The 13640-nt window shown below is 46.2% G+C and carries 14 protein-coding genes; 4 read left to right on the top strand and 10 right to left on the bottom strand.

What is annotated here, in order from left to right:
- Positions 1-11: 11 nt before the first annotated feature.
- Both PUN35_RS16630 and spsA read right to left on the bottom strand, forming a co-directional pair.
- The gene (locus PUN35_RS16630) at positions 12-1436 is read right to left on the bottom strand and encodes a CDP-glycerol glycerophosphotransferase family protein (protein WP_014481250.1); all 1425 of its coding nucleotides are present in this window, start codon (positions 1434-1436) and stop codon (positions 12-14) included.
- A 4-nt stretch (positions 1437-1440) separates the two neighbouring features.
- Positions 1441-2211 carry a spore coat dTDP-glycosyltransferase SpsA gene (spsA, locus tag PUN35_RS16625; RefSeq protein ID WP_014481251.1) on the bottom strand — a complete coding sequence of 257 codons (771 nt, stop codon included), beginning with the start codon at positions 2209-2211 and terminating at the stop codon, positions 1441-1443.
- A 319-nt stretch (positions 2212-2530) separates the two neighbouring features.
- Here spsA and gerQ point away from each other — a divergent pair, with 319 nt between their 5' ends.
- Complete coding sequence (gerQ, locus tag PUN35_RS16620) at positions 2531-3076, top strand: spore coat protein GerQ (RefSeq protein WP_014481253.1); 546 nt, start codon at positions 2531-2533, stop codon at positions 3074-3076.
- A 43-nt stretch (positions 3077-3119) separates the two neighbouring features.
- Here the strand turns inward: gerQ and PUN35_RS16615 are convergent, their stop codons facing one another.
- The 3 genes from PUN35_RS16615 to PUN35_RS16605 all read right to left on the bottom strand — a co-directional run bounded on the left by PUN35_RS16615 (position 3120) and on the right by PUN35_RS16605 (position 5212).
- A complete protein-coding gene (locus tag PUN35_RS16615) occupies positions 3120-3491 on the bottom strand; it encodes a DUF423 domain-containing protein (protein WP_003227446.1) in 372 nt (123 codons plus the stop codon).
- 61 nt (positions 3492-3552) lie between these two features.
- Complete coding sequence (locus tag PUN35_RS16610) at positions 3553-4875, bottom strand: purine/pyrimidine permease (RefSeq protein ID WP_014481254.1); 1323 nt, start codon at positions 4873-4875, stop codon at positions 3553-3555.
- 19 nt (positions 4876-4894) lie between these two features.
- Positions 4895-5212, bottom strand: a complete 318-nt coding sequence (locus PUN35_RS16605; protein WP_014481255.1) for a YwdI family protein — start codon at positions 5210-5212, stop codon at positions 4895-4897.
- 167 nt (positions 5213-5379) lie between these two features.
- Here PUN35_RS16605 and PUN35_RS16600 point away from each other — a divergent pair, with 167 nt between their 5' ends.
- On the top strand, positions 5380-6750 hold the full coding sequence (locus tag PUN35_RS16600) for an aldehyde dehydrogenase (protein WP_014481256.1): 1371 nt from the start codon (positions 5380-5382) through the stop codon (positions 6748-6750).
- A gap of 24 nt (positions 6751-6774) precedes the next feature.
- Here PUN35_RS16600 and PUN35_RS16595 read toward each other — a convergent pair whose 3' ends face one another.
- Both PUN35_RS16595 and PUN35_RS16590 read right to left on the bottom strand, forming a co-directional pair.
- The gene (locus tag PUN35_RS16595; RefSeq protein ID WP_003242965.1) at positions 6775-7452 is read right to left on the bottom strand and encodes a uracil-DNA glycosylase; all 678 of its coding nucleotides are present in this window, start codon (positions 7450-7452) and stop codon (positions 6775-6777) included.
- Positions 7453-7465: 13 nt separating this feature from the next.
- Positions 7466-8272, bottom strand: coding sequence for a glycosyltransferase family 2 protein (locus PUN35_RS16590; RefSeq protein WP_014481257.1), 807 nt, complete (start codon positions 8270-8272; stop codon positions 7466-7468).
- A 191-nt stretch (positions 8273-8463) separates the two neighbouring features.
- Here PUN35_RS16590 and PUN35_RS16585 point away from each other — a divergent pair, with 191 nt between their 5' ends.
- A complete protein-coding gene (locus PUN35_RS16585; protein WP_014481258.1) occupies positions 8464-9279 on the top strand; it encodes a bifunctional hydroxymethylpyrimidine kinase/phosphomethylpyrimidine kinase in 816 nt (271 codons plus the stop codon).
- Positions 9280-9369: 90 nt separating this feature from the next.
- Here the strand turns inward: PUN35_RS16585 and PUN35_RS16580 are convergent, their stop codons facing one another.
- The 3 genes from PUN35_RS16580 to scrA form a co-directional block, all read right to left on the bottom strand.
- Complete coding sequence (locus PUN35_RS16580) at positions 9370-9618, bottom strand: hypothetical protein (RefSeq protein WP_003243437.1); 249 nt, start codon at positions 9616-9618, stop codon at positions 9370-9372.
- Between the two features lie 93 nt (positions 9619-9711).
- Positions 9712-11151, bottom strand: a complete 1440-nt coding sequence (gene sacA, locus PUN35_RS16575) for a sucrose-6-phosphate hydrolase (RefSeq protein ID WP_014481259.1) — start codon at positions 11149-11151, stop codon at positions 9712-9714.
- Positions 11148-12533: a PTS system sucrose transporter subunit IIBC gene (gene scrA / locus PUN35_RS16570; protein ID WP_014481260.1), complete on the bottom strand. Its 1386-nt coding sequence runs from the start codon at positions 12531-12533 to the stop codon at positions 11148-11150. The genes sacA and scrA overlap by 4 nt, the downstream gene beginning before the upstream one ends.
- 301 nt (positions 12534-12834) lie before the next feature.
- On the opposite strand from scrA, the gene PUN35_RS16565 reads away from it, so the two are divergent.
- Positions 12835-13605 (top strand): formate/nitrite transporter family protein, encoded by a 771-nt coding sequence (locus PUN35_RS16565; protein WP_014481261.1) that lies wholly within the window; start codon positions 12835-12837, stop codon positions 13603-13605.
- Positions 13606-13640: the final 35 nt, after the last annotated feature.

Genomic DNA, 13640 nt, shown 5'->3' with positions numbered 1-13640 from the left:
CTCCTATCATTTTATTCAGTATCTTCCCGCCTGTAATCAACCCCTGTTTTGGCTTTCAGTTCCGCAAATAAAGCATTTGTTGATTCTGCCACCGGATAATTAGCCGCTATGAATGCCAGGCGCGCCTCTTCTGCTTTTTGATGCACGTCGGGACTTCGAAGAACTTCAACCAAGGTGTGCGCTAGTTCATCCGGCTGGTCAAACATAAAATCGCCAAGAGACTCATAATACGGATACGAGCGATTTCCGGACGATTTTCCGATCAGCACAGGCTTTTGAAACAGCATGGCTTCAAGACCGACTGTCGAGGTCTGCGTCACTGCGGCATCAGCATACGGCAGCAAATCATAAAGCTCCAGCTCCTTTTTGATGACTCTGCATGCTTTATGTTTTTTCGCCGCCTCGTGATACAGATCAAGCTTGTTTTTTCCGATTTCCCACGGGTGGGGTTTGATAATGATCTGCAGCTGCTTCTGATCAGAAAGCCCCTGCAGCACACCGGAATAAAAGTCTTCTGAAAAGGGCTGAGTGGCAATGAGCACAATTTTTTTAGTCGGCTGAAAAGCAAGTTTTCGATAGAATATGGACATATCCATAGGCGTTCTGTTAAAAATCTGATCGAAGCGGGGATGTCCCGTTACGAGAATCTGCTCGGGTTTACAGCCTTTTCGTATGAACCACTCTGCTTCATACGCACCAAAAACAGCTTGATAGGTTGTAAAAACAGGAATGAAGGCTTCATCTCCCATCAATGCGCCATGCTGAAGACAAATGCTGACGGCCCCTTTTCTTTGACACATGAGAGCGAGCACCCTGCTGTAAATGTCTTCTGCCGTTCCGACAATAACAGCTGAAATCTTTTCCTGTTCAAACAGCGCATCAACTGTATCAATGGCCTCTATAAATAAAGGAATATCTTTGAAAAGCCGGTCGCGAAACGCTTGATCACCAAATGCCGGGTGATCATCATAAGGGGCGAGAAGCGAACAGGCTGTTTCGAGATACTGCTTCGAATCGCCTTTTTGGCATGAATCCGCAATCTCCCGCTTGCTAATTACAGGCAGATCACAATAATGCGGCAAACTCCATCTGGCCAAAACAGCCGTTTTTTCAGGATCAAATTGATAGTAATTTCCGTTTGAAAAACGCAGGTAATCAAAGTGCAAAATGACTTTCCCTTTAACAGGTTTGTCATTTGTTTTAACGATGTTTTGAATTCTTTCTTCAAAAAACGGCTGAATCTGTCCCTCATCGATATGCTGATCCACCGATCCGAATAATTCCGGTTCTTCTTCCATCATCACCCTCAGCTCAGGGCTGATGTATTGATAAAAATTACTGATAAGCCCAAGCGGAATCCCTTTGTAGCGAAGTTTGTCAAAAAGCTCCACGTACTTCCGGTACAGCACCCAATAATTGCTTAAATAGGCCGACAAGCTCTCACCCCATTCCAAGCTTTTTTAATGATTCACGCAGCTCTCGGCAATTTCGCTGCGGAGGAAGGTTCCTGACAAATTCATTTTTTTCTGATTCAAACAGCTGAAAGTGAATCGATTGGTCGGTAATATAATTCAGGTCCAGCTCCTCATCCAGCGGGTAAAACGGATAAAAATGATTGACTCTCCAAAAGAACCGCGCATCTCCTATACGGTAAAACGCCGGGCTTTCATCCCAATAGGAGCCAAACTTCTCCTTTACCTTCTCAAGCACCGAATACCTGTGCATCACCGAGCAATGATCAATTGCGCACGGTGCGTTCCATGTCACTTGAGCGGCAGGCCTGACAGTTTCTTTTACAATGTCGCGATTCTCGTTTAAATGATAGGTTTTGGAGGCTGAGTAAATCACAGCCTTTTCAGAATGGGTATCGAGCTCCTGCACCATTTTCAGGAGGCGGTCCGGCATATAGATGTTGTCATCCGTCGCATAGGTGATATATTCACCCTCCGCCATCTCAATCGCCTGATTGATCAGTGCCGCGTATCTCGTTTTTTCTGTTCTTTCCTTCACTCCAGATACATCGCTTTGATAAAAACGCACTCGGTTATCATTCAAAAAAGGACGGATTACATTCAGCGTCTCTTCATTGGAGTTGTCATCCATAATAAACAATTCAAAATCTGAAAACGTTTGTGAGAGTATGCTAGAAATGGACTTTGCCACATAATCGCTTTTGTTATAGCTCGTCATAATGACTGATACTTTAGGCAAATCCTACACCTCCTTCTTGGAACTTCACACCTGAAACTATCGTTATCTTATGTTGCTTATGCTCAAGTTGCGCTAGGGATACAAACCAATATGCGAAAAGTTTGTGTATGTCTCTGAAAAACAGCGGCTGCCCAGAGCGAAATCTGATCGGTCCGCTGTTCTTTTTCAGCATAATCCAAGCATCAGCCTCATAAGGTGAAAGAGATAAAAATCGCACCAGCGACTAAGATCGTTTTCCATCGGAGGTGAGTCATCGCGGAGCGTTCACCTATACATCCAGAACATGTTTTGAATGGTTTTCATAAAAAGGAGGAACGATATGAAACCGAAAAAAAATCAATATCAGCAAATGCAGGCATTTGATAATATGCAGGGGTATCAGCCTCAGTTTGGCGCCAACCCGTACCCGCAGCAAGGCCAAGGCTCACAAATGCAGCCAATGGGGATGCAGCCAATGATGCCAATGCAGCAGGGACAGCAAGGACAACAAGGACAGCAGGGATTTGGATTCCCGGGCCAGCAGCAGGGCGGCGGTTTTCAAATTCCATCGGGGCCTACACCGTCAGGACCGGGCCAAAGCGTTCCCGGCATGCTGCCTGTTGAGGAATCTTACATCGAGAATATTTTGCGCCTGAATCGGGGAAAAACGGCCACCATTTATATGACATTTGAAAACAGCAAGGAATGGGGCTCGAAGATTTTTCGCGGCGTCATCGAAGCTGCAGGCCGGGATCACATTATTATCAGCGACCCGAAATCAGGAACACGCTACCTGCTCCTGACAATCTACCTCGATTACATTACATTTGATGAAGAAATTGCTTATACGTATCCATATTCCATGGCGTCCTATTCGCCAAGATAAGAAAAAAGCCAATCACTCATATGATGAGGATTGGCTTTTTTGATTATAGATATTTGACGGCTGCGACAACGATCATAATCCAAGAAATAATAAACGCCACACCGCCGAGCGGGGTGATCGCTCCAAGAATGGAGATTTGCGTCACACTTAGAATATATAAGCTTCCGGAAAACAGCACAATTCCCGCAAACATCAGCCAGCCGGCTGTCGTGACACTGCCTATGCCGGATAATTTATCAGCCAGAAACGCGACAACGAATAACCCAAGGGCGTGATACATATGATACTGCACGCCTGTGTGCCAAACCTGAAGATATTTATCAGGTATTTTCCCTTCTAATCCGTGAGCGCCGAATGCTCCGAGTCCCACGGCAAGCAGGGCGTTAATAGCCCCTAATATGATAAAAACTTTCATCTATCTCTCCCGCCTTTTCGTTAAACTCATATCATTTATCTTATCGCACCTGCACCAAAATTCAATGTTTGTTCTCCGTTGACACGAGATTGTCGGATTTTCTCCTGCGCCAAAGCTGGAACTGGTCAGCAGCTATTGCAGCAAGCGTCCCTAATACGAGCCCGTTGCTTAATAGAGAAATAAATACCGGATGCAATCCCTTTAACGCAGTTTCAGGAACAAACATGATACCGACCCCTGTCAGCAGTGAGATGCCGATGATAGACCTCACCCTTTTTGATTCTTCTTTCTCATATGAATCAAATTCGGCAAAGGCCAGACCGCCCATTGCGGAGAACACAACAAAATTCACCGCAAATCCAACGGGTGACGGCAGGCTCGCAAACGTATTCATAAAAAACGGGATTACGCTGATCACGATAACCAAAATACTGCCGAGCATAAACGGTTTTTTAGAAGGCATTTTGGTCGTTTCAATAAAACCCGCGGCTCCCGAAATCGGAACAGGCGCAATAGCTCCCGTCAAACCGCTAAGCAGATGGCTGAATGAAGCGGCAAAACCGGCATGGCGTTCATGATGCTTTCCATCAGGCTGTTTGCTGAATTTTTTCACGGCGATGTCCACAACCTTCATGCTCGCCAGCATATTCACAATCAGCAAGATGGTAATAAAAATAGAAGTGATGATCAGGCCGCTGTTAAATAACGGTGTCCCAAAAGGAAACAGGGAAGGCAGCTGAAACAGCCGGTCCGGCATTTCAATCGGCTTTGCCGCTCCGGCAGCCGCAAACAGCACCCACCCGCCGAACAAGGCGAATAAAATAGAATATTGCTTAAAAAACATGATGTTCGAATTTGTCATTATAAAAGCGGCAGCGATCACAACAAGCGCCAGGCCAAATACAAGACCGTCCACCCCGTCCTGTCGATAACCGATTCCGAGAATTCCTTTTATAATGGGCTGACTCAGCTGCATGACAAGAAGCAATAAATAGACGCCCGTTACAACCGGAGTAAACAATTTTGCAAGTCTGTCAATGACCTTGAAAACACTTAACAAAAAGAAACATACAGCGCTTACAAGAAGAGCTCCCTGCAAACCCCGCAGTGTGTCTCCATATGTCGCAAACACAGTTCCCGTCAGCCCTGCGTAAATCGTATACACTCCCCACCACAAGCCGGCTGGGCTTTCATTAATCGGCAGTCTGTGGCCTTTCAAACACTGAATGACGGCGGCAATTCCCAGTACAAAAAAAGTGCTTTGAATCAATCTTGCAGAATCTGAGTGATCCAGATGAAACGACTGGGCAACCGCCACCGGAACAACTATCGCCGCAGCAATGATAAACGCTGTCCATTGCAGCGCGCCAAGAACCAATTTCACGTAAGCTCAACCTCTCTCTTTAAAAATCAAATAAAGACTCTCCGTTTCCATCCTCTTCCTGCTTCTCTTTTTCTTGCTTTCGAAATTTGTTTAATCCCGCGCTCCCCATCATTTTTTCCATCATCAGCTGGTCTGTCGATGGCGGCGCGGCGGGACTTGGCGTAACGCTCGGCTGTATGCGGGGCGCGCTCACGTTCTCCGGCTGATCAAGCACGACATCACACAGAGAACGGACAACCGCTACATAACGCTTCAGCTCCTCATCCCGTTCAGCTGTTTTTGCTTTTTTCAGCTCCTCTTCCATCTTTTGAATTAATGCAGATATATGAATGTTCATGAAGCACCCTCCAAAAAAATAAATGTTGTCTTCCTGCATTTTATCAAATTCCTGCTGTAAACGCAGATATGAGTTTGTTATTTTTTCTGACAAACCTTGCGCGATTGACAAGCAGAAGAGATTTTTCACATAATAAATCACCATACCTTACAAAAAGGAGAAACGGAATGAACAGCATCCCCTCTATCATCAGCAAGCATAAAGCCTATTTTGCGGCGGGACATACGAGACCGCTTGAATCGAGACTGAACATTTTGCGAAAGCTGAAACAAGCCGTCAGAACTCATGAAGCCGATCTCATAGCCGCTCTCTACCAGGATCTCCACAAATCCGAGCAAGAAGCATACTCAACAGAAATCGGAATCGTCTTGGAGGAAATCAGCTTTGTCATGAAACGGCTGAGAAAATGGTCCAAGCCGAAACGAGTCAAAACGCCGCTGACTCATCTAGGCTCCAAAAGCATCATCATTCCTGAGCCGTATGGAACCGTTTTGGTGATTGCACCTTGGAACTATCCCTTGCAGCTGGCGCTTTCTCCGTTGATTGGAGCCATTGCGGCGGGGAACACGGTCGTTCTCAAGCCATCAGAATATACGCCGGCTGTTTCTGCTATTCTTTCCAAACTCATCAGCAGCGTTTTTCCTACTGATTATGTCGCTATGGCAGAAGGCGGGCCCGATGTCAGCACAGCATTATTACAGCAGCCCTTTGACTACATTTTCTTTACAGGCAGTGTAGCTGTAGGAAAAATCGTCATGGAGGCCGCCGCCAAACAATTAATTCCCGTAACCTTGGAGCTCGGCGGCAAAAGCCCCTGCATCGTCCATAAAGATGCTGACATTCAGCTTGCCGCCAAACGCATCGTCTTCGGGAAATTTACAAATGCGGGACAAACCTGCATCGCACCGGATTATTTATTTGTCCACGAGGACATCAAAACGAAGCTGGCAGAAGAAATGAAGCGTGCGATCAGAGAATTTTACGGCCCTCAGCCGGAACGGAATCCACAGTACGGCAAAATCGTCAGTGAGCGCCACTATCAGCGGCTGCTCAGCTTTCTGAATGATGGCATCCCGCTCACAGGCGGACAATCTGATCCTGATCACCACAAAATTGCGCCGACCATTCTCGAACAAGTGAGAGATGACTCTCCAGTGATGCAGGAGGAAATTTTCGGGCCGATTCTTCCGCTCTTTACATACCGCGATATCGGGGAAGTCATTGAAAAAGTCCAATCGCGCCCTAAGCCGCTCGCCCTGTATCTCTTCACCACAAACAAAGAAACTGAGCGCGCTGTTTTAGGAAATCTGTCGTTTGGCGGGGGCTGTGTCAATGATACGTTAATGCATGTTGCGACGCCGTATTTGCCATTCGGCGGCGTCGGGGAAAGCGGCATCGGCAGCTATCACGGGTTTGACAGTTTTAACACATTCACGCACAAAAAAAGCGTCGTCAAACAAACGAACCGTTTCGACTTCGCATTTCGTTATCCTTCCTCCAAAAACGGGCTGCGAATGATTCGAAAAATACTCAAATAAAAAAGAGCAGATCACCTGCGCTTTTTACAAATCCTTAATACACCAATCAATCGGCGCCTCTCCCATTTTCTCCAAATAGGCATTCGCCCGGGAAAACGGTCTGCTCCCGAAAAATCCGTTTCTCGCAGAAAACGGGCTGGGATGCGTCGATTCAATGATAAAATGCTTGGAGGTGTCGATCCGTTCTTTTTTCATTTGAGCATGCCGTCCCCACAAAATAAAGATAACCGGCCGCTCTCTTTCACTCAGCACGTCAATAATTCGGTCCGTCAGTCGCTCCCAGCCTTTTCCCTTATGGGAATTCGCCTGTCCGCGCCTTACTGTCAGCACAGTATTCAGCAAAAGAACGCCTTGCTTTGCCCAGCTCACAAGCGACCCGTGATTCGGGATGCTGCACCCGATATCCTGCTGCAGCTCAAGAAAAATATTTTTTAACGAAGGCGGCTGCTTTACACCGGGCTTGACAGAGAAGCTTAAACCTTGAGCCTGTCCCGGCCCGTGATACGGATCTTGTCCCAGAATGACGACCTTGACATCATCATATGATGTATAATGCAGCGCATTGAAAATATCCCGGCTGTCCGGATAAATCGTTTGCTCCGCGTATTCCCGCTTCAGCATTTCTCTGAGCTCTTGATAATACGGTTTCTCAAACTCTTCCTTTAGCTGATTCCACCAGCTGTCTTGTAAAAGCTGTTTCAAGATTTAGGCCCCCTTACGAACGATGAAGTCTGGAATAGACAGGCTCGCCATCCCAAACCATTTCACTTTTTGCTTCCCGCCTCTTCATCTCAGGCTCTTCAAGCAGGACGGCAAAGTTTTTCGTCGGCAGCTCCCCGAGTCCGTGCTTTTCACTTAAACGATCCAAATATTGCTTCCGCTTGGCGCCAAGGTCCGCAGACTGATTGTCTCCCGCGTCACTGAAGGCATAAATCACACTGGCGCAAGGGACACGCTTCACCCGGTAATCCTTGGCCGCGCGCAGATAAAAATCCCAATCCCAGTAATTGTGCACATCAGCATCGAAATACCCGATTTCATCATGCAGAAAACGTCTGTACATGCTGCCCGACGGCACGTATGTAGAAAACACTCTCATATCCTCATAGTCAGCGGTATAAGCAAACAATTTCCGTGACACTGGATATCTTGTTCCGTATTTCTCTTCAAACGAAACTATTTCCGCATCAGAATGAACGAAGTCAGCCGTTTCTATTTCCTTTGCCATTTTCTCGATATGCCCTGGCGTAAAGAAATCATCGTCATCACACAGCATAATGCAATCGCCAGACGCCTCTTTTACACCGGCATTTCTCGCAGCCACATGCCCCGAGTTCTTTTCTAAATTGATGACAGCAATCGGCAGCTCCGGATACAGTGCTTTGACCGGCACGACCGATTCCCCGGCATCATTCACAATAATAATTTCATACGGCTTCAAGGTCTGGCGGGAAATCGACTCCAAAAGCTCACACAAAGCCGGAATCCGATTATAGGTCACAATTACGATAGAAATCTTCATGATGCTCTCCTTCTCATTTTCATAGTCATGTACTATTAAAACATATATTGGACGGGAGATCAGTGGGAATATCCTACTGAAACAGGATAAGGTGCTAATGAAAATACTAGATGAATTGCTAAGCCTTCTATATTGTGATACAGAGAAAACCTAACTATAATGAAAGACAAAACACGATGGAGGTTCAAGACATGTCTATGAATAAAGCACTCACCATTGCCGGCTCAGATTCCAGCGGCGGTGCTGGGATTCAAGCTGATTTAAAAACATTTCAAGAAAAAAACGTATACGGGATGACCGCCTTAACGGTGATCGTTGCGATGGACCCAAACAACAGCTGGGACCATCAGGTATTCCCGATCGATACTGATACAATCCGCGCCCAGCTTGCAACAATTACGGACGGCATCGGCGTGGACGCCATGAAAACAGGAATGCTGCCAACCGTTGACATTATCGAGCTTGCGGCAAAAACGATCAAAGAAAAACAATTAAAAAATGTGGTAATTGACCCTGTTATGGTTTGCAAAGGTGCTAATGAAGTCCTTTATCCGGAGCACGCCCAAGCCCTGCGTGAGCAATTGGCTCCGCTAGCCACTGTCATTACGCCAAACTTGTTTGAAGCCAGCCAGCTCAGCGGCATGGATGAACTAAAAACAGTTGACGATATGATCGAAGCCGCGAAAAAAATTCACGCACTCGGCGCTCAATATGTCGTCATTACAGGCGGAGGCAAACTCAAACATGAGAAAGCCGTTGATGTTCTCTATGACGGAGAAACAGCGGAAGTCCTTGAAAGCGAAATGATCGATACGCCTTATACACATGGCGCAGGCTGTACGTTCTCAGCAGCCGTGACAGCGGAGCTTGCCAAAGGTGCGGAAGTCAAAGAAGCCATTTACGCAGCGAAAGAATTCATCACAGCGGCCATTAAAGAATCCTTCCCGCTAAACCAGTATGTTGGTCCTACGAAGCATTCTGCACTGCGCCTGAATCAACAATCATAAACAAAAGGGGCTGCCTAACAAAGAGGCAGCCCTTTTTAAATCACCGAAGACTTTTCACAGAAAAAACTGCCGATCCCATCGGCAGCCTGTTTATTTAATTTTTAAATTGTTTGCAGATTTCCTCAAAAATGTTTCTATCGACTGAACAAAAAGTGCATATTCCTTCATTTGTTCATATGCCCGCGTGAGAATTTCCGCCGTTTCACTGTGCGGCGTTGTTCCGCCAAGCATTTTTTTCAGCTGAAGCAGCACATCCTTATATTCTTCCCGCTTATCTTCAACTTGGTTAGCAGCCTTTTCCAAACATTCCGGTGTTATCTTCTGTTCATGTATATTCAAGAAAACAACTCCTTTTACAGAAAAAAATAGTAGGTTATCGTTGAAGAATAGCACAGATGGCTTAGATTTCACATAAGAAAATAGAAGGATTTTCTACATAAGTGTCCAAATTAAGACATTCATTTCAGATTTCCCGGTCGAACTGGCTGTTACTTCATGATTTCCCGGGAAAGGAAAATATCTCGCACTAAAGACCTCTTCTCCGTTATTGATAAAGATTTCCACAGATGACGCGTCGAGAAACATGTGTACGGTATGCAAATCCTTGATGCGGCAATGTCTCGACTCTTTTCTTTTTCCGTCAAAGCTCTTTCGTTCCAGCGTAACAATCCCCTCGTCTTTTTGGAAGGAAAACGTAGCCGTTCCGCGGATACTGATTGAAAAGCCAGACTCCGTATGAATGTCTTCCAGCAGAATCTCAGCTCTTTCAGGCTTTTCCACTGGAAGCGTACCAGATGATCCATGCATATTGATGTGTATTTTTTTCTCATTTCTGCGCATGGCTTTCAGCTCAGGCAGCGGCTGCTGAATCAGCTTCTCGCCTGATATTGTCAGCTGTCTCGGCAGCGTCATGCAGTGAATCCAGTGATAGTCAATCGTCGGATGAGATCCTTCATCCTGGTCAGGCACAGCCATCCATGCAAACAAAATTCGTCTGCCCTGATTATCTTCAAGTGTTTGCGGCGCGTAAAAATCAAAACCTTGATCAAGCTCCGTAAATTCACCATGCTTCAGTTCAGGCTTGTTATAATCGAGACACCCGACAAAATAACCTGATTGATATACGTTCTGATAACGGAAACCGTCAGCCTCAAGCCCTTGAGGCGAAACAATCAGCACGTCCGATCCTTGAAGGGAAAACAAATCCGGACATTCCCACATGTATCCAAAATCGTCCAGCCCGTTGAAGCCCGCGCCGGTTATCGGGCCAAGAAATCTCCACTCACTCAGGTTATCAGAAGCAAACAATACAGCCTGCCCTTTCAAATTCTCTGTTTGCGCACCAATCACCATATACCATGTGCCTTCATGCTCCCATACCTTCGGATCGCGAAAATGCGCCGTATATCCTTCCGGAAGGCGGGCGACAACACCCTTTTTCTCAAAGGACAGCCCGTCGTCAGAAACAGCAAGGCATTGATACGTTTCCCGGTTTCCATCCTGATCCCTGACATTTCCTGTGTAAAACAGATAGAGCCGATCGTCTTTCGTGACAGCGCTGCCCGAGTAGCAGCCGTTTTTATCAAACCAATCACTCGGAGCCAGCGCAATCTCTTCCCGCTTCCAATTCACAACATCCTGTGTCGTATAATGCCCCCAAAATTTTGCGCCGTGCCCCGTCTGAAACGGCTGCCACTGAAAGAATACATGATAGCTGCCCTTCCAATAAATCAGGCCATTCGGGTCATTCAGCAGCCCAACCGGCGGCATGATATGAAAATGCTGGCGGTGCGGATCGCTGTCAGCGATGGGCTCTTTTTTCTCCACTTCTTCATAAGCCCGGCGACGAAGCTCCTGATCATGTGCTGTCATTTTTTCCTCTCCTCATCCTCATTAATCTTCATGACAAATGCTGCGATGAACGCTGACACTGCCGCAATCGCCATGCCAATCAGATAGTGAATCAAGTTGCTGAAGCCAAACGGAGCCGCAATGGCGATCATCGGAATACCCGTTAACCCGTAAGCGTTTGCAGCTACATGTGTAAAGACGACATATGCCCCACCCAATGCGCCTCCGATCATCGCGGCGATAAACGGTTTTCGGTAGCGAAGATTGACTCCGAATATGACGGGCTCAGTAATGCCGAGAAAAGCGGAAAATGCTGCCGGAAGCGCGATTTCTTTTGTCTTTGCCTTTTTCGCCATAAAGAAGACGGCAAGACCTGCCCCGCCCTGTGCGACATTCGCCATTGACCAGATCGGCAGCAAGTAGTTTTTTCCTATATCTGCAATAAGCCCAGCCTCAATCGCATGGAAGCTATGATGAACGCCTGTCAGCACGATGAGTGAATACGTGCCCCCGAAAATCAGGCCCGCAACAAAACCGGCATGGTCATACACATAAGTTAAAGCAACCGTAATGCCGGAGCCAAGCGCTCTGCCTAGAGGGCCAATCGCGATAACAGCAACAAACCCGGTGACAATTACAGTAACAAATGGTGTAACAAGCAAATCTACCGCATGTGGAACCACTTTTCTCGTCCATTTCTCTACCTTGCTCATCACATACACCGCAAGCAGGACAGGGATAACAGTTCCCTGGTAGCCGAGAAGCGCGATATCAAATCCGAAAAGATGCATGTAATCAGGTGTCGCTTCCGCCAATCCCCATGGATTTAAAAGAGTCGGATGAATCATGATTCCCCCGATGACCGCTCCCAAGTATGGATTGCTGCCAAACTCTTTTGAAGCGCTGACCCCGATTAGAATCGGCAAGAAAATAAATGCTGCACTTGAAAACATATCAAGCAGCTGCAAAAGCGCAGAATCCTTGCTCATCCAATGAAACGCATTGATCATACCCAGCAATCCCATTAATAGGCCGCTGGCTACAATAGCCGGGATGATTGGAACAAAAATATTAGAAAGCGTTTTCGCAAATCTCGCAGCGGGATTCAGCTTTTCTTTTGCCGCATCCTGATGATTTACGTGTTCTTCACGCTCGATATCAGCTTCTTTAGCAAAGGCATCGAATACTTTATTCACAAGGCCTGTTCCGAAAATGATCTGGTACTGGCCAGAGCTGCTGAAAGCCCCTTTGACGCCATCAAGCTCTTCTACTTGTGCTTGATCTATCTTTGATTCATCTTTCATCACTAAACGCAGTCTTGTTGCACAATGAGCCGCGCTGATAATATTTTCTTTCCCTCCGAGAAGCTCAATGAGGCGTTTTGCAGTCTCTTTGTAATCCATCTATTTCTCCCCCTTTTATTTAAACAAAAAAGACCTAAAATTCGCCAACGAATAAAGGACACAGCGATCCTTTTTCATTTACGCAAATTTTAGGTCTTGCCTGCTTTACCAGTCACAATCCCGCTTATTCAGATTAAGAATACGCTTTCATCATAAATCATGACAGCGTTTTCGTCAACTATTTTTTTAGTTAAATAGTTTGATAAAACATGTAGACAAAAATTCGTAAAAATTAATTGTGAAATACTTCACAATACCGTGCTATACTATGCTCAATCATGAAAGAAAGCAGGAAAAGACAATGGAAACTCAAGCATTGCAAAAGGTTGAACAGTATGCTTTGAAAAAACAAAACATATTCGCTTCAAGCAAAATCCGTTATGTGCTTCGGTCCATTTTGGCCAGTATGTTTATTGGTTTTGGCATTACAGCCGCAAGCAAAACAGGCAGCTATTTCTTTATGGCTGATTCTCCGTTTGCCTTTCCGGCAGCCGCTGTCACTTTCGGGGCCGCTATTCTGCTGATTGCTTACGGAGGCGGAGATTTATTTACCGGCAACACCTTTTATTTCACCTATACCGCGCTCCGGAAAAAACTCAGCTGGCGCAACACCCTGTACTTGTGGATGTCAAGCTATGCCGGCAATTTAATCGGCGCCATTCTGTTTGCCATCCTGATCAGCGCGACGGGACTTTTTGAGGAGCCTTCTGTTCATTCCTTTTTGATTCATTTGGCAGAGCACAAAATGGAACCGCCGGCTTCCGAATTGTTTTTCAGAGGAATGCTGTGCAATTGGCTTGTGTGCCTCGCCTTTTTCATTCCAATGTCTCTCAAAGGGGAAGGAGCAAAGCTTTTTACCATGATGCTATTCGTTTTCTGCTTCTTTATTTCCGGCTTTGAACACAGCATTGCCAATATGTGCACATTCGCCATCTCGCTTTTGATCGAGCACCCTGATACAGTGACACTGATGGGAGCAGTCAGAAACTTAATCCCCGTTACGCTCGGCAATCTGACCGCGGGAATAGTTATGATGGGCTGGATGTACTACACACTGAATCCTGATCAATAAAAAAACTTCCAGAGATCACTCCCTGCAAGTCAAAG

The sequence above is a fragment of the Bacillus sp. N3378-2at genome, assembly GCF_033412715.1.
Taxonomy (GTDB): domain Bacteria; phylum Bacillota; class Bacilli; order Bacillales; family Bacillaceae; genus Bacillus; species Bacillus subtilis.
This window is presented reverse-complemented; position numbering and strand designations above follow the sequence as displayed.